This is a genomic window from Vibrio algivorus, assembly GCF_030161215.1.
GTDB classification, from domain to species: Bacteria; Pseudomonadota; Gammaproteobacteria; order Enterobacterales; family Vibrionaceae; genus Vibrio; species Vibrio algivorus.
In genome coordinates this window covers 335,730-355,492 of the sequence record NZ_BSPV01000003.1, presented here as the reverse complement: position 1 = coordinate 355,492, position 19,763 = coordinate 335,730, and the positions used below count along the sequence as shown (strand labels likewise).

Annotated in this window: 21 protein-coding genes; 8 read left to right on the top strand and 13 right to left on the bottom strand. The window is 40.2% G+C overall.

The annotated features are described in order from the left end of the window. The 7 genes from tssE to thrS all read right to left on the bottom strand — a co-directional run bounded on the left by tssE (position 1) and on the right by thrS (position 6,084). Complete coding sequence (tssE, locus tag QQJ93_RS03245) at positions 1-438, bottom strand: type VI secretion system baseplate subunit TssE (protein WP_089124064.1); 438 nt, start codon at positions 436-438, stop codon at positions 1-3. A gap of 2 nt (positions 439-440) precedes the next feature. Continuing rightward, the gene (tssC, locus tag QQJ93_RS03240; RefSeq protein WP_162497289.1) at positions 441-1,916 is read right to left on the bottom strand and encodes a type VI secretion system contractile sheath large subunit; all 1,476 of its coding nucleotides are present in this window, start codon (positions 1,914-1,916) and stop codon (positions 441-443) included. A gap of 34 nt (positions 1,917-1,950) precedes the next feature. Continuing rightward, on the bottom strand, positions 1,951-2,454 hold the full coding sequence (gene tssB / locus QQJ93_RS03235) for a type VI secretion system contractile sheath small subunit (protein WP_089124062.1): 504 nt from the start codon (positions 2,452-2,454) through the stop codon (positions 1,951-1,953). A 391-nt stretch (positions 2,455-2,845) separates the two neighbouring features. Further along, positions 2,846-3,199, bottom strand: coding sequence for a 50S ribosomal protein L20 (rplT, locus tag QQJ93_RS03230; protein WP_027695678.1), 354 nt, complete (start codon positions 3,197-3,199; stop codon positions 2,846-2,848). Between the two features lie 36 nt (positions 3,200-3,235). Next, positions 3,236-3,430, bottom strand: a complete 195-nt coding sequence (rpmI, locus tag QQJ93_RS03225; RefSeq protein WP_027695677.1) for a 50S ribosomal protein L35 — start codon at positions 3,428-3,430, stop codon at positions 3,236-3,238. Positions 3,431-3,603: 173 nt separating this feature from the next. Then, on the bottom strand, positions 3,604-4,155 hold the full coding sequence (gene infC, locus QQJ93_RS03220; RefSeq protein WP_089124061.1) for a translation initiation factor IF-3: 552 nt from the start codon (positions 4,153-4,155) through the stop codon (positions 3,604-3,606). 3 nt (positions 4,156-4,158) lie between these two features. After that, complete coding sequence (gene thrS, locus QQJ93_RS03215) at positions 4,159-6,084, bottom strand: threonine--tRNA ligase (protein ID WP_089124060.1); 1,926 nt, start codon at positions 6,082-6,084, stop codon at positions 4,159-4,161. Positions 6,085-6,414: 330 nt separating this feature from the next. On the opposite strand from thrS, the gene QQJ93_RS03210 reads away from it, so the two are divergent. Both QQJ93_RS03210 and QQJ93_RS03205 read left to right on the top strand, forming a co-directional pair. Beyond that, positions 6,415-6,720, top strand: a complete 306-nt coding sequence (locus tag QQJ93_RS03210; RefSeq protein WP_089124059.1) for a hypothetical protein — start codon at positions 6,415-6,417, stop codon at positions 6,718-6,720. A gap of 118 nt (positions 6,721-6,838) precedes the next feature. Continuing rightward, the gene (locus tag QQJ93_RS03205) at positions 6,839-7,558 is read left to right on the top strand and encodes a DUF3581 domain-containing protein (protein ID WP_089124058.1); all 720 of its coding nucleotides are present in this window, start codon (positions 6,839-6,841) and stop codon (positions 7,556-7,558) included. Positions 7,559-7,723: 165 nt separating this feature from the next. On the opposite strand, the gene QQJ93_RS03200 is transcribed toward QQJ93_RS03205, so the two are convergent. Further along, complete coding sequence (locus QQJ93_RS03200; RefSeq protein WP_027695672.1) at positions 7,724-7,939, bottom strand: DUF3820 family protein; 216 nt, start codon at positions 7,937-7,939, stop codon at positions 7,724-7,726. Between the two features lie 109 nt (positions 7,940-8,048). Continuing rightward, on the bottom strand, positions 8,049-8,252 hold the full coding sequence (locus tag QQJ93_RS03195; protein ID WP_089124057.1) for a restriction endonuclease subunit S domain-containing protein: 204 nt from the start codon (positions 8,250-8,252) through the stop codon (positions 8,049-8,051). A gap of 297 nt (positions 8,253-8,549) precedes the next feature. On the opposite strand from QQJ93_RS03195, the gene QQJ93_RS03190 reads away from it, so the two are divergent. From QQJ93_RS03190 to QQJ93_RS03165, 6 genes are read left to right on the top strand one after another with little or no spacing between them, the layout of a single operon-like run. Then, positions 8,550-9,506: an AAA family ATPase gene (locus QQJ93_RS03190; RefSeq protein ID WP_089124056.1), complete on the top strand. Its 957-nt coding sequence runs from the start codon at positions 8,550-8,552 to the stop codon at positions 9,504-9,506. Further along, entirely contained in the window at positions 9,506-10,486 is a 981-nt protein-coding gene (locus tag QQJ93_RS03185) for a DUF58 domain-containing protein (protein WP_089124055.1), read from the top strand. Before QQJ93_RS03190 ends, QQJ93_RS03185 begins: the two co-directional genes overlap by 1 nt. Further along, the gene (locus QQJ93_RS03180; protein ID WP_089124054.1) at positions 10,479-11,210 is read left to right on the top strand and encodes a DUF4381 domain-containing protein; all 732 of its coding nucleotides are present in this window, start codon (positions 10,479-10,481) and stop codon (positions 11,208-11,210) included. Before QQJ93_RS03185 ends, QQJ93_RS03180 begins: the two co-directional genes overlap by 8 nt. Continuing rightward, complete coding sequence (locus QQJ93_RS03175; RefSeq protein WP_089124053.1) at positions 11,203-12,165, top strand: vWA domain-containing protein; 963 nt, start codon at positions 11,203-11,205, stop codon at positions 12,163-12,165. Before QQJ93_RS03180 ends, QQJ93_RS03175 begins: the two co-directional genes overlap by 8 nt. Then, a complete protein-coding gene (locus tag QQJ93_RS03170) occupies positions 12,158-14,107 on the top strand; it encodes a vWA domain-containing protein (protein WP_089124052.1) in 1,950 nt (649 codons plus the stop codon). The genes QQJ93_RS03175 and QQJ93_RS03170 overlap by 8 nt, the downstream gene beginning before the upstream one ends. Positions 14,108-14,127: 20 nt before the next feature. Then, on the top strand, positions 14,128-15,870 hold the full coding sequence (locus QQJ93_RS03165) for a BatD family protein (RefSeq protein WP_160117501.1): 1,743 nt from the start codon (positions 14,128-14,130) through the stop codon (positions 15,868-15,870). Positions 15,871-16,335: 465 nt separating this feature from the next. Here QQJ93_RS03165 and QQJ93_RS03160 read toward each other — a convergent pair whose 3' ends face one another. The 4 genes from QQJ93_RS03160 to QQJ93_RS03145 form a co-directional block, all read right to left on the bottom strand. Continuing rightward, the gene (locus QQJ93_RS03160) at positions 16,336-16,656 is read right to left on the bottom strand and encodes a hypothetical protein (protein ID WP_089124050.1); all 321 of its coding nucleotides are present in this window, start codon (positions 16,654-16,656) and stop codon (positions 16,336-16,338) included. A 62-nt stretch (positions 16,657-16,718) separates the two neighbouring features. Then, complete coding sequence (locus QQJ93_RS03155) at positions 16,719-17,408, bottom strand: helix-turn-helix transcriptional regulator (protein WP_089124049.1); 690 nt, start codon at positions 17,406-17,408, stop codon at positions 16,719-16,721. Positions 17,409-17,891: 483 nt separating this feature from the next. Continuing rightward, entirely contained in the window at positions 17,892-19,334 is a 1,443-nt protein-coding gene (locus tag QQJ93_RS03150) for an SNIPE associated domain-containing protein (RefSeq protein WP_089124048.1), read from the bottom strand. A gap of 3 nt (positions 19,335-19,337) precedes the next feature. Further along, entirely contained in the window at positions 19,338-19,652 is a 315-nt protein-coding gene (locus QQJ93_RS03145) for a hypothetical protein (RefSeq protein WP_089124047.1), read from the bottom strand. Between the last annotated feature and the right edge of the window lie 111 nt (positions 19,653-19,763).

The window sequence follows — 19,763 nt, the reverse complement described above, 5'->3', positions numbered from 1 at the left end:
TTAAAACACTCTATATTTTTTATTCTGATCTAACATTAAATCAAGCTTAACTTTTTTATGTATAGCTTCGTGATCAAGCTCAGCTAAAATATTAAAACGCAAAGAAAATGCATCAAAGTTATCAAGTGATGTATACACTGAAATATTCTTTAATCTTGGTTCATATATATCTAAACACTTTTTTATGGCTAATCTGATTGTCATAGAAAGATCGGTAACTTCTAACGTCGCATCATTAAAATCGATTAACCCTAACTGCGGACTACTTTGAGAATCCCCCATTCTAGTATTTAAAATATTTGAAATATTATTCCTAATAGAGTTAAGTATCTCACTTAAATTTGGCGCCTGAATAATATTTAGAGGCTTAGCATCAGCTTCCAAACGCTCAAGGAAACTGATACCAAACGCACTGTCTTCTGGTGCTATATATGCCATTACTACGCTTGATCCAGACGACCAACGAGAGATAGCTCAAAGCTCGCTCCCATATACTTAAAGTGAGGTCTAACAGACATAGAAACCTGATACCATCCTGGGTTTCCTTCAACATCTGAAACTTCAATTTTTGCTGCTCGTAGTGGGCGACGACTACGTACATCGGCTGGTGGATTTTCTTGGTCTGCTACGTATTGCTTAATCCAACCATTAAGTTCACGTTCTAAATCCTGACGTTCTTTCCAAGAACCAATCTGCTCACGTTGTAATACTTTAATATAGTGAGCTAAACGGTTAATAATCATCATATAAGGTAACTGTGTACCTAGCTTGTAGTTAGTCTCCGCTTCTTTCCCTTCTTTAGTATTTGGGAAAATTTTAGGTTTTTGAATTGAGTTAGCAGAGAAAAATGTCGCATTATCACTACCTTTTCTCATCGTCAGTGATATGAATCCCTCTTCAGCTAGTTCAAACTCTTTGCGATCCGTCACTAGCACTTCTGTTGGGATCTTAGCTTGTAGCGCTCCCATTGATTCAAAGACGTGAACAGGTAAATCTTCAACCGCACCACCACTTTGGGGACCAATAACATTTGGACACCAACGGTATTTAGCAAAACTATCTGTTAAGCGACTAGCAAAAGCAAAAGCAGTATTACCCCATAAATAATGAGTATGAGATGCCGTTACACTTTCTTTATAATTAAATGATTTTATCGGATTCTCTGTTGGGTCATAAGGTACTCGCAACAAAAACCTTGGAGCAGTTAAACCAATATAACGAGAATCTTCTGAATCACGTAATGAACGCCACTTCGTATATTTCGGGCTTTCAAAAATTGATTTTAAGTCTTTTAAATTTGGTAATTCTTCGAAAGAATCGATGCCAAAGAACTCAGGACTGACACTAGAAATAAATGGGGCATGAGACATAGCCCCAATGGATCCCATATATTGTAATAAGCGCATGTCTGGTGTTGATGGTGTAAATGCAAAATTACCAATTATCGCGCCAGTTGGTTCTCCGCCAAACTGACCATAGCCAGAAGAGTAAACATGCTTGTACAATCCAGATTGAGTAGTTTCTGGGGAGAACTCAAAATCTTCTAGTAGTTCTTCTTTAGTCGCATGCAAAAGATCTATTTTATTGTTTTCTCTGAAGTCAGTTCGGTCAACAAGCAGCTTTAAACCTTTCCATGATGATTCCATCTGTTGGAATTTCTCGTTATGAAGAATCTCATCCATTTGAGAACTGATTTTCTTATCCAGTTCGACCAACATCTGATCCACTAATGATTTATTAACTGGCTCTTCTGTACGTTTTGCGCTCACAAGGTTTTCAATAAAAGCTGCAATACCTTTTTTGGCAATATCATAGCCTTCTTCATTTGGAGTAATACGAGTTTTCGCCATTACTTCATCTAATAAACTAGCGCGTTCTAATGTTGTATTATCAAGAACCTGTTCAACTGTAGACATAATCTTTCCCTAATTAATTGCTTTATATAATTGATTAAACGTCTTTATTAGAATTATCAACAAGCTCTAATTCAGAAAGTAATCGATTACGATCTTCTTCAGAACCTAGCAGCTCTTGCATACGCTCACGGAATGCAGGAATATTTCCTAAAGGACCTTTTAATGCAACAAGAGCCTCACGTAATTCAATTAGCTTATTTACTTCTGGAACCTGGGAAGCGATAGCATCAGGAGAAAAATCTTCAAGTGATTTAAACTGTAAAAAAACTGATAAATCATCCCCTTTTTCAGAGGATAATTTATTATCCACCGAAGTATTAATACTGAGATTACTTTCTCGCATTACTGATTGAAAATTATCTTTATTGATAGAAATTGCTTTTCTTTCTTCAATTGAAGTTTCCTCTGAATGCCCTTTAAAATCACCGACAACTAGAGTTTTAAATGGTAATTCAATTTCAGACTGAGCATCGCCAGTAGCTGGAATATATTTGATATTAATTCTTTCTTTAGGAGCAACACTTCCTTCCTTTGACATAATAACCTCTAAAATAATGTTTAAATAAACAACCACAACCGTAGCACAACAGATAATGGCGAATATTATGTATTATTTTAATCAAGATGAAAGTTAAAAAAAATGCTTTGAGATTAATATCAAAAACTAAATGCAAGTGAATGAAAAATTTATATTAATTAATAATTAATAAGAAAATAACGGTAGTAATAAGATCACAAAAACAGATTAATTTAAATAACATTAATGTCATTAAGCGATAATTACAGGTGATATAATTAAATTATTTTTTTAAAACACAAAAACAAATTAAACTATATTAAAATTGAGAATATATGAGTTAGCTTAAAAGTCAGACATAAAAAAAGAGAGCCTAAGCTCTCTTTTTCTTAATCTTAAAGGCTGGTTCTAATTAAAGAGCAGCTTTTGCTTTTTCAACTAGTACTGCGAAAGCAGCTTTGTCGAATACAGCGATATCAGCAAGGATCTTACGATCGATCTCAATAGATGCTTTCTTAAGACCGTTGATGAAACGGCTGTAAGATAGACCATTTTGACGAGCAGCAGCGTTAATACGAGCGATCCATAGTTGACGGAACGTACGCTTTTTATTGCGACGGTCACGGTATGCGTATTGACCAGCTTTTGTAACTGCTTGGAAAGCTACGCGGTAAACACGTGAACGTGCTCCGTAGTAACCTTTAGCTTGCTTTAGAACTTTCTTATGACGTGCACGAGCTTGTACACCACGTTTTACGCGAGGCATTATGCTTCTCCTAAACTATTTGATTAAACTAAAAAATTAAGCGTATGGAAGCATACGAACAACACCAGCGACTTCACATTTTGGAAGGATGGCATTTGGACGAAGCTGACGCTTGTTTTTAGTAGTACGTTTAGTCAGGATGTGACGTTTAGTTGCGTGCTTGAATTTAAAGCCGCCACCAGTTTTTTTGAAACGCTTCGCAGCGCCTCGGTTTGTTTTCATCTTAGGCATGATGAATAACTCCGCATTGTATGTATTAATCGTTCTACGTGCTAAATAAATAGCTTTAAAGACGCAGTGTTAATAAACATATCGGTTAATATTATGTAATTAGGGCGAATAAAACCCCATCATTCACTGGATAACAGCGAACGATGAGGCTGTATTACTTGTAAGGCCGTTAATTACTTCTTTTTAGGGGCTAGCATCATGATCATTTGACGACCTTCTATACGCGTTGGGAAAGATTCAACCACTGCTAACTCTTCAGTGTCGGCTTTCAAACGGTTTAGAACGTCAACGCCAATTTCTTGATGCGCCATTTCACGGCCACGGAAGCGAATAGTTACTTTCACTTTGTTGCCGTCTTCAAGGAAACCAGTCAGGTTGCGTAGTTTTACCTGATAGTCTCCGATATCAGTCCCAGGACGGAATTTAATTTCCTTAATCTGGATCTGTTTTTGCTTCTTCTTCTGCTCTTTAGCAGCTTTGCTCTTCTCAAAGAGGAATTTACCATAATCCATCACACGACAGACAGGTGGTTCAGCGTTTGGACTGATTTCTACCAGATCCATACCAGCTTCAAGAGCCGCTTCCATAGCTTCATTGATTGAAACAACACCTACGGCTTCGCCGTCTGCACCTGTTAAGCGTACTTCTTTAACGCCACGAATTTCATCGTTTAAACGATGCTGGTTTTGCTTGGCCGGTTGTTGGCCTTTTCTTCCGCCTTTAATAGGTTATTCCTCCAGATTGAGCTTACGGCTTGAAACATCGGCTTGAAGATAAGAAATGAAATCTTCAACTTTGAATTTACCGAGGTCCTTACCTTTACGTGTACGTACCGCAATTTCGCCAGCTTCCATTTCTTGGTCGCCACAAACGATCATGTAAGGTACACGCTTTAAAGTATGTTCGCGGATTTTAAAGCCAATCTTCTCATTTCTCAAGTCCGCTTTTACTTTAAAGCCAGATTTTTGCAGTTTTTGTGCAACTTGTTGCACATAATCCGCTTGTTTATCTGTGATTCCGGTAATAACTGCTTGTTCAGGCGCTAACCAAGTTGGGAAGAAACCGGCATATTCTTCGATTAAAATACCGATGAAACGTTCTAGTGAACCTAAAATTGCACGGTGAATCATAACTGGAACTAAACGTTCGTTGTTTTCACCAACATAAGTTGCACCTAAACGGCCTGGTAAATTGAAATCAAGCTGAACCGTACCACATTGCCATGCACGATCTAAGCAATCGTATAAAGTGAATTCAATCTTAGGTCCATAGAACGCACCCTCACCTTCTTGGATTTCGTATGGAATGTCCATTGACTCCAATGCCAGTTTTAGATCGCTTTCTGACTTATCCCAAATTTCATCACTACCAACACGCTGTTCAGGGCGAGTTGATAGCTTCACAACAATATTTTCAAAACCGAATGTGTTGTATACATCGTAAACCATCTTAATGCACTGCTTCACTTCATCTTGAATTTGATCTTCTGTACAGAAAATATGTGCATCATCTTGAGTAAAACCACGAACACGCATAATGCCGTGTAAAGCACCTGATGGCTCGTTACGGTGACATGAACCAAACTCAGCCATACGTAATGGTAAATCACGGTAAGACTTCAAACCTTGGTTAAAAATTTGCACGTGACCTGGACAGTTCATAGGTTTAATCGCGTATTCACGATTTTCAGAAGAAGTGGTAAACATCGCATCTGCGTATTTATCCCAGTGACCAGAACGTTCCCAAAGTACACGGTCCATCATTAGTGGGCCTTTTACTTCTTGGTAGTCGTATTCTGTTAACTTCTCACGTACGAACACTTCCAATTCACGGAAAATAGACCAACCATTGTGATGCCAGAATACCATACCGGGTGCTTCTTGCTGCATATGGAATAAATCTAAGTGTTTACCAATTTTACGGTGGTCACGTTTCGCGGCTTCTTCTAAACGAACAAGGTGCTCTTTTAATTGTTTTTTATCTGCAAATGCTGTGCCGTAGATACGTTGCAACATTTTATTGTCGCTGTTACCACGCCAGTATGCACCAGCCACATTTAATAAAGTAAAATGTTGGCAGAAGCTCATATTTGGTACGTGTGGCCCACGACACATATCAATGTATTCTTCATGATGATATAGACCCGGGCGATCGTCACGTGCCACATTCTCATCTAAAATTTCGATTTTGTAACTTTCACCACGTGATTCAAAGGTATCACGCGCTTCTTGCCAACTAACGTTCTTCTTGATGACTTGATATTTGGTTTTCGCAAGTTCTTTCATGCGCTTTTCAATCGCATCTAAATCTTCTTGCGTTAAAGAGTGCTCAAGATCGATGTCGTAATAGAAACCTTTATCGATCGTTGGACCAATCGCCATTTTCGCTTCAGGGAAAAGTTGCTTAATTGCATGGCCAAGCAAGTGAGCACATGAGTGGCGAATGATTTCTAAACCATCTTCATCTTTAGCAGTGATGATTTCTAAGCTCGCATCATTTTCAATAAGGTCACACGCGTCAACACGGTTACCATCAACACGGCCAGCGATGGTTGCTTTCGCAAGACCAGGACCGATTGATAAAGCCACATCCATCGTTGAGACAGCGTTGTCGAATTGGCGAGTACTGCCATCAGGAAGAGTAATTACAGGCATGATATATCCTATTTTCAGTGGTGCCACATACCAAGTAGCACATGATAAATTTAAACCCATTTATTAAACAATAGGTTACGTTGTATTTATTACTCACACTTTAAAAATTGGTACTCATTTGGGTACTCATTAATTTTGTGCAAATAAGCAAGGTTGGACATTTTAAAGAAATTCACTGGAATTGAAAGATTTCAACGCAAAATAATATCCATTGGCTAAAGTTAAGAAGTAGGTCTGTTACTTGACACACCTTTCAATGTTGCGATCTATCCGCAACGATGCCATTTGCCGTGGAATTTATAGTCAAGGAAAGCGGTGAGGAATTACATTATGGTCAGCGCTAAAGATTTTGCCTCGTGGTTAAAGGATAAATTTATAAATGAGGTACATGGAGTCACGCTAACTCGGCGTGATATAAACCAACTGACCGGACGTCAGGGCTTTAGCCTTGGGTTTGTACATGATACTCATTATGAGTTGATGCAATATGGTATTGCTTTTGTCACCGATACGGCTCGTGAAAACTTTTATCTCATCCCAGTCAATGATTGCAAACACTGGCGCTCCGCACTTGAAAGCCAATTTGAAAAAGAGCTTTATTGCAATATTTACCCTATTGAACGATCTTCTGGTTAAGTTTTAATCTGCTAACCTCATAACATATAAAAGAAAATTAATTTATTTTCACTGGACTGACCAATTATGTCCGTTTGTCATATATAATCTCGGCTGTTTTTTCTATTAGTAGTGAATTATGTTTCTAACACCTTATTTCTCAACTCAAGATAGTGCTTTCCAATTTACCCGTCAGCAAGCAAGTCATTTTGCTAAAAAAGTAGCGGGTGACTTTAACCCTATTCATGATGAAGACAGCAAACGTTTTTGTGTCCCTGGCGACCTTTTATTTGCTGTTTTATTACAGCAAGAAGGCATTAGCCAAAAAATGAGCTTCCGCTTTTCTGGCATGGTCTCTGATGGTGTTGCTTTACATATAGAAGAGAAAGGGCCTCAAGACAGCGCTTTAGTTGATGAAAATGGTAAAGAATACCTACTCATGCATCACGAAGGTCAAAAAAGCCAAGACCAAAACTTTATTGAACATGTCGTCACAAACTACGTTCAGTTTTCTGGTATGAATTTTCCACACATCATGGTTCCCCTAATGGAAGAAGAGCAGATGATGATTAATACTCAACGCCCTCTCGTGATCTACGAAAGTATGGATGTTGAGTTCTGCCGATTAGACCTATCTCATCCAGAAGTTGAATTTACTGGTGCGACGTTTGATGTAACCGGGAAACGCGGTGTAGTGACCTTAAACTTCGCTTTTAAAGAAGATGGTGAAGTGGTTGGCAAAGGCGTAAAAAAAATGATTGCAAGCGGATTGAAGCCTTACCAGCAAGAAGATATTGATGAATTTGTAAATCGCTTTAATGCATGTAAAGCTGCTTTTACTGCCGAATATAATTCATAATTTTTTCAGCTCAGCAGCTACCTCTTGCTACTGCCTATACCCAAAGTAATTGGAGTTGCAGTGAGACGACAAGTGAATTAAGCCCCATGAGCATAGCTCGCCTATGTGAGTGGGGTTAATGAACGCCGTCAACAAAGCTGCAGCTTCAAGTACGAAGGGTATATATCAACGTTTTAATGGTTTCACTAGGCTATCTAACCCTTCCACTTTTAATGCTAAGCATAATTTTAATAAATCCCCTAGCTCCCCTTTAGGAAATTCTGCTTTATTTTGAAACCACAACAGATATTCTTCAGGCAAATCAATCAACATGCGCCCTGCATATTTACCAAATGGCATTGGCATACGAGCCAACTTTATCAAGTTTTCTTTTTCTAACACTGTGTATTCCATCTATGGTTATGTATACCCAAGTGACTTCAAGATGCTTAAAAAACAAACGCCTGCGACTAAAGGCAGGCGTTTATTCTGTCGAGCAACTCAAAACAGATTAATGCACAGGACGTGCTTCATCATCATTAAACTTGCCAAAGTGCTCTTCAAGAACTTCAGGCGTTAGCTTACCTTCTGCTTCTAGTTGCTTAAGTTTTGCAACAACTGCTTTTTGCTCTTCAATACTTGGTAATGGCGTTTCTAGAGCTTCCGTCATCTCTGCCGACATTTGCTCTAGCTCTTTTTCAATATCATTACTCATGATCTAATTCCCAAAGTTACAATTTATAAAATCAATTGTATTAATTCTAACGGCTTTGCCTTACAACTGCCAGAAAACCAGCTTGAAATGACAGTAACAAACCTTATATATACCTTACTTCTAACTTAAGCTCTGATATTATGACGAAAAATCAAACATCTAAATTAAATCTCTTATTTTTAGTTTTTAACTAGGGAGAACTTTTTCATTCTCTAGCGGTCATAAAGCTTCAAGTTACAAATTGTCACACTCGTCATTCAACGACTTTTCATAAACATATCAGGAGATATTTTGACCATGCATTCGGACACTTTTGCCCAGCTCCAGCAATATTTGAACTCTCAAGTGATTGGCCAAAATGAACTAGTTAAACAATTATTAGTAGCACTACTTGCTGACGGACACATTCTAGTTGAAGGTCCCCCAGGGCTTGCTAAAACCCGTGCAGTTAAAGTATTAGCCGATTGTATTGAAGGCGATTTTCACCGAGTACAATTTACTCCCGATCTTTTACCAGCCGACTTAACCGGTACGGATATCTTCCGCCCTGAAACAGGAGAATTTACCTTCCAAGCTGGGCCGATATTTAACTCATTAATATTGGCCGATGAAATTAACCGCGCACCAGCCAAAGTACAAGCTGCAATGTTAGAAGCAATGGCGGAAAAGCAAATTACGGTTGGACGTGAATCTTATAAATTACCTGACTTGTTCTTAGTAATGGCGACCCAAAACCCGATTGAACAAGAAGGAACTTACCCTCTTCCTGAAGCACAGCTAGACCGTTTCTTGCTTCACCTTGAAGTAGACTACCCAAATGCTGAAAGTGAATTGGATATCTTGCGCCTTAACCGCGGCGAAGCTCAAGGCCAACTTGCAAATCAACCGGTCAAATTATCTCAGCAAACCATTTTTGATGCTCGACAAGCCGCACTTTCGATCCACATGGCAGAAAATGTTGAGCAATACATTATTCGTTTGATCATGGCTACGCGTCAGCCATCACAATACAATCCATTGTTAGCAGAATGGTTACAAATGGGAGTCAGCCCACGAGCCACCATTGCTCTTGATCGTTGTTCTCGTGCGCATGCTTGGCTTGCAGGTCGTGATTTTGTTAGCCCTGAAGATGTTCAAGCAATGGCCTTCCCTGTTCTACGTCATCGTCTATTACTCAGTTATCAGGCACAAGCTGAAGGCATAACCTCTAATCGTGTGATCGCAGAATTACTCGCACAGGTTGGCAGTGCATGATGGAGCAAAAGTTACCCCCTTTTGCCACGGGCGTAGAATTAAGCTTAAAAGAATTGCTGTACTACAAAAGCCATACGGTACATTGGCAACCGCCAAGTAAAAGCCTGTGGTCACAACTGAACGGCAGTCATACTAGTCGCCAAAAAGGTCGTGGTATGAATTTCTCAGAAGTTCGCCAATATCAAGCGGGTGATGATATTCGCTCAATAGATTGGCGAGTCACGGCTCGTACTGGAAAAGCGCATACTAAGCTGTTTACCGAAGAACGCGAACAGCCCGTGATCTTATATTTAGACCTTAGTCCTAGCATGCGTTTTGGCTCTCAACTGTTATTTAAAACCGTTCAATGTGCGCACCTCGCGAGTTTATTAAGCTGGCTTGCGGTAAAGCAAAAAGATCGTATTGGCGCGCTAATTGATATGGGAGACCGGCTGATTGAGTTAAAACCGACCGCTCGTCAACAAGGTGCGTTGCATATAAGTCATCAATTGGTTCAGCTAAATAATGAGGCAATTAAACAACTTCAAGCCCAGCAACAAACCAATACAAAACCGGCTGAAGAATTACCATTCCAGCAAGTACTTCAAACTCTGCATCGCATGTGTCCCAAAGGCAGTGATATTGTTTTTATCAGTGATTTTAAACGGTTAAATCTAGACGGAAAACCACTGTTGAACCAACTAAGACAACATAACCGATTGCAATTTATTCATATATTTGATCCTCTTGAGATGGGCAGCACCGATTTTCGTGGCAGTGAATATGTTAGCAACGGCGAACAAACTCGTTGGTTGAATTTCGGGCAAAAAAATACCCGAACACAACTAAAAAACCGCTATATTGAACACCTCAATCAAATAGAGAAGATCGGTAAAAGCCTCGCGATTCCAATGCGTTCTTTATCATGCTCAGAACCTTTATTATCTCAACTAGGTGCGTCTTCATCATCAGCACCAATTTCAGGAAATATCAATGAATAACGCTCCTTTATCTGCGATATCACAAGCTCAACCGACTTTATCTGAGTCGGGATCTCAAACGCTTCCTTTAGCACCATTACATCTACCGGCAGAGCCTGGTTTATGGCCTATTGCTTGGGGATGGTGGGCTTGCGCGGCTATCCTCATCTTGGCGATCATCATTGCATTAACTATCGCCTCTCGTTATAAAAAGCGACGTTTAGCAAAAAAGGCCGCACTACGGCTGTTGGCGCAAAATAGCAATAAACAACAAGGCCAGAAAAAAGTCGCTACCGCCAATGACCTACTTCGCCAAGTCTGTTTGTCTTACTATCCAAGACCGATGCTTGCCAGTTTACACGGTGAACGCTGGTACACTTTTTTAGATGAGCAACATCCATCAAATAAAAACAATTTCCAGGCTAACCAACAAGATTGGCAAACGGCTTTATATAAAAAACAAGAAGTTTCTCAAGAGCTTGCAGACCAATTGTATAAACAAGTAGAAGAGTGGATCACTCAATCGCTTCCGCCAAGCAAAAAGAAAATCAAAGCCGCTCAACAAGCATTTAAGCAATCGGCGACTGATCTTAATGACGGTGTAGTTTCAGCCGTTCGTCCTGCTAACCAATCACCAAAAGCACGACAAGCACCAAAGTCATTAATTGAAAAAGAGCGAATTCTCAACAAACTTGAATCAAAAATTCAAAACCCAACAGATAAAGGTTCCAAAGACGATGTTTGAATTTCATTGGGTGTGGGTGTTTCTCGCCTTACCACTGCCTTTGATTGTGTACTTCTTTGCCCCTGCTCACCAACCTAGAGCGGCCATTGTTTTACCTACCCTGCCAACAGAAGGCATTGTTCAACAAAAACAACATATTGCCCTTAAAGCTCTCGCTATCATTATCTGGCTATTATTAGTCACAGCGGCAGCAAGGCCAGTATGGTATGGCAAGCCTGTCGAATTTCAGCCGAAACATCGCGATATGATGCTAGTTGTCGACTTATCCGGTTCGATGGCACAAGAAGATATGAATTCGCCTTCAGGCTATATCGACCGCTTAACGGCTGTAAAACAAGTATTAACTGATTTCATTACCAAGCGAAAAGGGGATCGCTTGGGGTTGGTTCTATTTGCCGATCATGCCTATTTGCAAACACCACTGACGCTAGATCGCACCACCGTATTACAACAATTAAATCGTGCTCAGTTAAATATGATAGGTACTCAGACCGCAATTGGTGAAGGCTTAGGCATTGCGACTAAAACTTTTATCAAAAGTGAAGCTGAGCAACGTGTAATCGTACTACTCAGTGATGGCAGTAACACCGCAGGTGTAATTGATCCAATTGAAGCGGCTAATATCGCCAAAGAAAATCACGCCATCATTTATACCGTTGGCGTCGGTGCTGGTGAGTTACAAGTCGATAGCTTCTTTGGTAGCCGTACGGTGAATACTGCTCAAGACTTAGATGAAAAAACGCTTACTCAAATTGCACAAATGACTGGCGGTCAATATTTCCGCGCTCGCGATCAAAAAGAGTTGAACGAAATTTACAACACCATCAACCAATTACAACCCGTCAGTAATGCAACTCAATCCTGGCGGCCGCAAACTGAGTGGTTCACTTACCCGCTTGCTTTAGCGTTGATTCTGTCATTTATCCTTGCCGTATTAAGGAGACGACATGTCTGATTTCCAATTCCTTAACCCTATTTGGTTATACACTATCATTCCGGCCATATTACTTAGCGTATGGTTGTATCGAAAACCGAAAACCACGAGCTTAATAGCCAACCATTTAAGTCAACAATTGGGGCTAAACCAAGCCAAAACACACAGCTCAGTAGTAGGTGTATTACTATCTGCTTGGTTGATTACCATCATCGCTCTAGCAGGCCCAAGCTTTCAGAAACAGCAGGTTCCGAGCTTTGCCGTGAACAATGCGCGAGTGATTGTAATGGACATGACTTTATCTATGTATGCCACCGATCTTGCCCCCAACCGCTTAACTCAAGCTCGCTACAAGGTCATGGATTTACTGCCAGCATTAAAAGAAGGCACCACAGGGCTAGTCGCCTACTCGGCCGATGGTTATATGATCAGCCCATTAACTCATGATGCCAACACACTGAAGAATTTAATTCTAAACTTATCTCCCGATATCATGCCAAACCATGGTAGTAACGCCGGTGCTGGAGTGAAAAAAGCCATTGATATGTTAACTCAAGCTGGCCACCAACAAGGTGACATTATTTTAGTTGCTGATGGATTAAGCTCTGCTGAATCAGAAAACATCGCAACCCAACTCAAAGGCACCAATTGGAACTTATCGGTGATGTCGGTTGGCACTGCACAAGGCGCACCTATTCGTCTGCCAAATGGTGATATGTTTACCCATGATGGTGTCACCGTTGTTGCGAAAGCTGATATCAATGCGCTGCAATCATTAGCTCAAGCAAATCACGGTGTTTATACTGCACTTCGTAGCGATGATGCCGATATTCAAATACTTACCCAAGCCCTCAATCATGTGGAATTAAAAACCAGCAAACAAAACAAAGAATCGCCAGAGTTGGAAGTACATATTAATAATGGTTTTTGGCTATTACCCATCTTGCTTATTTTTGCTCTTGGCGCATTTCGCCGTGGTGGAATTTTCAGCCTAGCGCTATTAATCAGCCTACCTTTGTTGCAACCTCAACATGCTTTCGCGGCACAAGAAGCCCAGCCAAAGGCGATGCCTGAATCTGATGTTGAACTGTCATCGGTATTTAAAACCCCAGACCAGCAAGGCTACCAATCTTATCAAACCAAAGATTATGCCAAAGCAGCGGCTCAATTTAAAAATCGAGCATGGCAAGGTGCCGCACAATATCAGGCTGGTAATTACCAAGCGGCAATTCAATCTCTGCAAGGTTTACAAGATGAAGACTCTCGCTACAACTTAGCCAACGCACAAGCCCAAGCCGGCCAGCTAGAGCAAGCTAAACAAGGTTATGAAAATATTTTAAAAACCAATCCAAATCATGTTGATGCGAAAAAAAACCTAGAGATTGTTAACAAAGCTCTACAGCAACAGCAGGAAAATCAACACCAGGAAAATCAACAACAAAACCAAGACGATAAAAATAGCAAACCAGACAATAAGCAAAACAACGACCAAAGCTCTCAAGATCAGCCGTCTAAAGATCAAAAGTCACAAGATAAACAAAATCAACAATCGAAAGGAAACAACGCTCAAGATAATTCGTCACAAAGCGATCAATCACAAAACAAATCAACTCAAAGCCAGAATAAAGATTCTCAACAAAATCAGAATCAATCTGAGCAAAGCAAACAAGACCATAAGAATAAAGAGCAGAAAAGTAACTCTCAGCAAAGCAGTGAAGAAAACTCTAAACAACAAGAGCAAGCCCAACAGCAATCAAAACAAAAAGATGAGCAGCAAAAACAGCAAGCGATGGCAGCAAGTCAGCAAGATAAAAACAACCCAACGAGTAATACGATCGACGTTGACCCAAAACTCAATAAGCTAGAACAGATTCCAGATGATGCAAGGCGTTTATTACAGGCTCAAATGGCACTTGAAGCCCAGCAAAATCCGCAACCAAAATCTAACGGTCAGCAATGGTAATTCGACTAATGGAAAACACAATGTATTCAATTTTTTCTCAACTATTGTCTCAACTAAGCGCCTCAAAACTAAAGTGTGCTTACCATAAACAATTCGCCCTATTTAGCATTGTTTTAATGTCACTTGCGATAAGCCAAAGTGTATTTGCCAATGATATACAGGCGACCGCTTCCGTCTCACAAACCCGTTTAAGTACCAATGAAGTATTTAACTTGCAAGTCGCGTATATGGGTGCGGCTCACCGAGAAGATTTCGACCCAAGCGCACTAGATAAAGACTTCACTCAAGGCACTGTACAATTTGGTTCATCACGTTACAGCATCAATGGCAAAGTCACATTAAGAAGCGAATGGAACATCAGCCTTGCGACTAATAAATCCGGTAACGTGATCATTCCAAGCTTTGAAATTAATGGCGTTAAAACCGATCCTATTACCTTACATGTAAGCAAAGATCCAAGCACACCAAAACAAAGCGACCTAATTAGCTTTGATGACAGCATTTCCAAAACCACTTTATACCCAAAAGAGATGGCAACTTTCACTTCTCGCTTATTAGTGAAAACCGACCCACGTGGTTTGCAAAACACCAAACTCACACCACCTTCAGGTGATGGCTTAAACATCGAGCCTGTCGGCCAACCTAACCAATATCAAAAGATCATTAATGGCATCGAAACTACCGTAGTAGAACAAGACTATCGAGTGACTGCCGAACAATCTGGAACACATAAGCTTATTCCCACTCGCCTACAAGCTTCTGTGATTAGTGTCAGTCGCACAACCGGGGCCCGTCGTATTGTACCGGTCGATGTGCAATCAGACCCGATCACCTTAACAGTGAAAGAAAAGCCAACTTCGTATCAAGGCGCATGGTTACCTACCCAATCACTAACATTGCAACAAGGCTGGCAAGACAGTGAAGGTAACATGCTAGATTCATCTAACGAGATAGAAGCAAAAGTTGGTCAACCTATTACCCGAATTATCACCTTAGTCGTACAAGATGTTAGCGCAGAAAGTTTGCCTGACATTAAAATTGACTATCCAAATTCGGTGCGTGTATACAGCGAAAAACCAAAGTTTGGCCAAGATAAATCTGGTAATACTGTCATGACATTAAAGCAAGTTATCATGCCGAAAAAATCTGGTGAGATTACATTACCATCGGTTAGTGTACCTTGGTGGAACTCAAAAGCTAACCAAGCAGAAACCGCCAAAGTAAATGGTATAACTCTAAAAGCTAAAGTTGATGAAAATGCTCCACCAACATCACAAACGATAAACGTACAGCCAGAAAGTACTGCGAACGCAATCGAAAGTGATAAATCGACTGAACCTCAAACCACATCGACTGCCAATATAACTAACGCGAGTTTTTGGCCATATACTACAGCCCTATTTGCCATTTTATGGCTTATAACACTGGCATTATTAGTACAGCAAAAGCGTAAACAACCTCAAGCAACAGCTGAGGAAATAACGCCAAGCAAAGTACAACCAAATAGCTTCGTTGATTCAATTAAGTCCAAAGATGGTGCAAAAATTCAAAGTACTTTTACTCAGTGGCAAGCTCAAAATCCAGATATAGCAGCTGATATCAAACACAGTATTCAGTTAGAGATCAACGCATTGATGGCAAGCTTATATAGCGCTCAACAGCAAGATTATGACACTCAAACCTTGCTGAAATTAATCAAGCAAGCAGAAAAGCAAAGCAAGAAAAAACCAAATAACAAACAAGATGAGATCGCTAAGCTGTAGATAAAACTAAGCAAAGCCAGAAATCAAACACCCCATTGATATTTGAACAATGGGGTGTTTTTTATTGTGAAGCTATAGGTTGGGGTTGTGCTGTAATATAAGCTTTATAATCATACTTCAAAGATTGAAACCAACTTGAAACATAAATGAATCGATCCGGCCCTGTCATCTCGCACATGAGCCTAAGCAAGAAGATGCGGGATCTCGCTTTCATGTATGTTTCATTAGTGTAAGAGATTCCGGATAATTCGTTCCTCATTTCCAGAATGACAGGTTTTAGAATAGTCAAAACCTAGAGTATGACTTAGATAAAGAAACAAACTCGTTTTGGACATTTTTGAGTTATCGATTAGATCTTACTAATTTAGTAAATTACGGATTAGTTGATGTATGGGAAAGTAACGCCAGGCTCACAGGAGACAAAAGCGAAGCTTTTGGCTTCCTGTGCAGCTTTTTGTTAGGCTTTTAGTTAATTCTCGTCCAGAACGTCATGTTTACAGATTCTTTTTCAAGAAGATCTAAGTATTTTAGTGCCACTGCGTTACCTAGCCATTGCTGACAATACTCCTCAGCTTTTTCCTGCGAACAGGCAATGGCCACATCTGCATAGATACCATCAGTTCCACGAACCAGAAAGTGGAGGATGAGCTCCTCTTGCCGGCTAAGAAACTCGGATTCTACTTGATTCGACAGCTCTACTAATTTTGCTTCTGTCACGCCTTCTTTAAGTCTGAACGTCGCAAACTCCATGCCGCCAATGCTATCCATATTGCCATTCTTTATCATGTCAGTGCCTCTTTTATTGGATTGAATACCAACTGTAAGGCATTACTACTGACACCACCGTGTCAGTCAATAGACGAACTTCTGCATGCAATGTATGCTGACAAAGAAACATCTTCAGGCAAAATACCAGCCTGTTTACCGAGCTCTATTTTGGTTATGCGGTCAACTCTGAGGTCTCTATAATCGCCACGTAGTTCACACCAGCAGCCTAGTGTCCATTTACCGCCCCAATAAAACAGCCCCAGAGGAAATACTGTTCTTTCCGTCACAGCCTCCGAGAGCGATTTATAAGTGATCCTCAGCCAACATCCTGATGCTATAGCTGCATGGACTTTTCCCCACACCAGATATACCTCGGATTGACGGTGGTTTGCTAACACTCTAATCACTCTGTCTTCATGAGCAATCATCTGTGATTCATTCGGCAATGCAGCTTCAATTTTGGACAAGAGAGAATGCGCTGACGCAGCAAATTTCTCTCCAGTCAAAGATGCAGTGAGGCTCACTCCCACAATCAGAGCTTCCAGCTCACCCGACGACAATTGTAAAGGAGGCAATTCAAACCCCTCTGACAAGCGGTATCCAACACCAGGCTCACCATAAATGGGTATTCCAGCTAGAGATAAATCGTCAACATAGCGATAAATAGTTCTCTCAGATACCGTCAAACGCTCAGCCAATTGTTTTGCAGTAATTGGTTGGTTCCTACGCAGAATATTGGTTAGCTGAAAAAGTCTATCAGATTTTCGCACAATCTATCCTTGCCAACTTTGGCAGCCTAACAGTGTATTAGCAATAAACTAGGGTAAACCCCAATAGTTTTTATACACGATCGCTGCTAATCAACTCATTTATTGCCATAAGATACTCTAATAATGTTTTTTTAAAAGTATTTAGCCTATTTTAGGCGATGGAGAAAGCGATAACTGGGTTTAGCAAGCCAGTTGTGACAGGGGTGAACCGTCAATATTTATACATTATCTTTAATTAACAATACGTTATAGTGAAGTCTATCAAATCACATCTAAGCATAAGTTCTCGCTTTCACACAAAATCGCTTATTACTCAAAAAATTGAATTATAACTGTATAAACACACAGAACGAGACAGAAGGGCGATTTACCTCAGGGAAGGATACGTTAATATATTGAGAAAGATTCCAATCCTAACTAAGAATGGGGCAAAGGTGAGCCAGCACTGATCTGGCTGACTCGAAGAGGGACAAAACTGTTAAATCATGCGGCATCACTAAGACGGAGGCTTTCGTAATAGTCTTCCGCCAGAGCGGTCATTTTGAACTCAGCATCTACTCCAGCGATCTTTTCAACGGCATCTTTAATTTCCTCTAGATCGACACTGAAAAACTCCTTGCGAAGGTTAACTGCATTAACACGTTGAGAATGAAATTCACGATGCAAAGCTGTTTCGAGTGCAGGTGCATCATCAGTATAAATCATGGCATGTACGTCAAATGGGAATGGTACACTGGCATCACCAAGCTCTTTAACTCTGTCCATAGGCTCTAGCCTGCGCGTTAAACCTATCTTGTAAACATCTTCGCCAAAGGAACCAATGTTACTTATCACATACACATGGCCCTTACGAGTTTGTTCCGCCATACTCTTAGCACGCTCTTCTTTGGCTTCCGCTTCGGCCAATTGCTGCTCTAGAATGGCTATTCTTTGTTCCATTTCACTACGTTCTTGTTCATTAGCTTGAGCAAGCTCTTGCTGAGCTTTTTCAAGAAGATTTCGATACATTTTTTCTTCTTTCTCAGCTTCAGCAATAGCTTTTTCAAACTCCTTTATTGCTCTCTGCTCTTCACGAATTTGCTCTTTGATGAGCTTCTGCTCGGCAATTTCTTCCTGTTTCTTCAGGGTATATTGATACTGGAGCTTACATTCTTCGAATTTTAGTTCGATGTAGTCAATATCAAAGCCACACTCCAGTGTCGCAGCCAACTTTTCTAGATTGTTTGCTAGTTTCTCGATTCGTTCCAGCGTACGACCAAATGAACTTGGAGAAACCTTGCCAATAAGCATGTCACATTCAATATTGAACGCAGTTAACATTAGCTTAACTTGACCATTGAGGATTTTTTTATTCAAAGACTTATCATTAGAAATAACGGTCGTTTCTGGGAAAGTGACTGCGGTCTTCGTTTTAATCATGTCTTTTTGTTGCTGCCGTATGTCTTTGATCTCTTCAGAATAGCGAGTTGATGTTTCGTAGAGGTATTGTGGCATTTCAAAATGACCATGAGCAGTATATTCATCGAGTCGTGAATACAAGTCTATCCCACCCATTATCTCGTTCAGATTTAGCTCGCCTTTTTCAATATTGGCATTAAGTTCATTTAGAGAGTTTTGGGCCGTATCAAGAAACTGTTGCTGTTCTAAAATACTAACTTTAAGAGAGTCATCTTGTCCTTTCAAAGCTTGTAGGTCGGCAGTTTCAGAGTTAATTTTGGAAAGTGTCTGCTTTGCTATCTCAGTAGTTTGCTGTAGTGATTCATTTGCTTTCTTTAATGTCTCGTGCTCTTCTTTGGATTTCGTTAACGCTTCATCAATTGAATTGTACTGTCCAAGTTTTTTATCCGCAGAGCGTTTCGTCACTATATAGGTCAGCAAAACTGCTAACAAAGATATGACTGCTAATATCAATAAATTATTATCCATTGTTTACCTTAAAACCTCTTGTATGAATTGCTTTCTAAGGGCGGCTCGTTCTTCACAGCGATCTTGGTATTCTTCATTTGCATTTGATAGCGCAATTTTAAATGCTTGCTTTGCTGCGGATTGTTGCTGTCTTACTTGCCGCTTTAATTCTCGCTGAGCTTCACGCACACCTCTTTCATGCTCTCTAAGTGCTTGAGCTTCAGCTCGTTGCCGAGCTTTCTCTCTACGCTGAGCTTCGCGGGCGGCTTGTTTGTTGACCCTATCTATAGCTTTAACAACCTTTATAGCCGTCCTTAAACCACTTCCTTGTCTGGCCAATGCATTTCTCCTCTGAGCAAATTAAAATTATGCTTCCGATGCTAGCACAACAAAATTGGAAAGGTTGTTATTGAAATCAAACAGATTGCATAAAGTCTATAGCTATGAAAG

Coding starts and splice junctions, on each gene's coding strand:
- tssE (WP_089124064.1), bottom strand. CDS start 438: ATGGCATATATAGCACCAGAAGACAGTGCGTTTGGTATCAGTTTCCTT.
- tssC (WP_162497289.1), bottom strand. CDS start 1,916: ATGTCTACAGTTGAACAGGTTCTTGATAATACAACATTAGAACGCGCT.
- tssB (WP_089124062.1), bottom strand. CDS start 2,454: ATGTCAAAGGAAGGAAGTGTTGCTCCTAAAGAAAGAATTAATATCAAA.
- rplT (WP_027695678.1), bottom strand. CDS start 3,199: ATGCCTCGCGTAAAACGTGGTGTACAAGCTCGTGCACGTCATAAGAAA.
- rpmI (WP_027695677.1), bottom strand. CDS start 3,430: ATGCCTAAGATGAAAACAAACCGAGGCGCTGCGAAGCGTTTCAAAAAA.
- thrS (WP_089124060.1), bottom strand. CDS start 6,084: ATGCCTGTAATTACTCTTCCTGATGGCAGTACTCGCCAATTCGACAAC.
- QQJ93_RS03210 (WP_089124059.1), top strand. CDS start 6,415: ATGGTCAGCGCTAAAGATTTTGCCTCGTGGTTAAAGGATAAATTTATA.
- QQJ93_RS03205 (WP_089124058.1), top strand. CDS start 6,839: ATGTTTCTAACACCTTATTTCTCAACTCAAGATAGTGCTTTCCAATTT.
- QQJ93_RS03195 (WP_089124057.1), bottom strand. CDS start 8,252: ATGAGTAATGATATTGAAAAAGAGCTAGAGCAAATGTCGGCAGAGATG.
- QQJ93_RS03190 (WP_089124056.1), top strand. CDS start 8,550: ATGCATTCGGACACTTTTGCCCAGCTCCAGCAATATTTGAACTCTCAA.
- QQJ93_RS03185 (WP_089124055.1), top strand. CDS start 9,506: ATGGAGCAAAAGTTACCCCCTTTTGCCACGGGCGTAGAATTAAGCTTA.
- QQJ93_RS03180 (WP_089124054.1), top strand. CDS start 10,479: ATGAATAACGCTCCTTTATCTGCGATATCACAAGCTCAACCGACTTTA.
- QQJ93_RS03175 (WP_089124053.1), top strand. CDS start 11,203: ATGTTTGAATTTCATTGGGTGTGGGTGTTTCTCGCCTTACCACTGCCT.
- QQJ93_RS03170 (WP_089124052.1), top strand. CDS start 12,158: ATGTCTGATTTCCAATTCCTTAACCCTATTTGGTTATACACTATCATT.
- QQJ93_RS03165 (WP_160117501.1), top strand. CDS start 14,128: ATGTATTCAATTTTTTCTCAACTATTGTCTCAACTAAGCGCCTCAAAA.
- QQJ93_RS03160 (WP_089124050.1), bottom strand. CDS start 16,656: ATGATAAAGAATGGCAATATGGATAGCATTGGCGGCATGGAGTTTGCG.
- QQJ93_RS03150 (WP_089124048.1), bottom strand. CDS start 19,334: ATGGATAATAATTTATTGATATTAGCAGTCATATCTTTGTTAGCAGTT.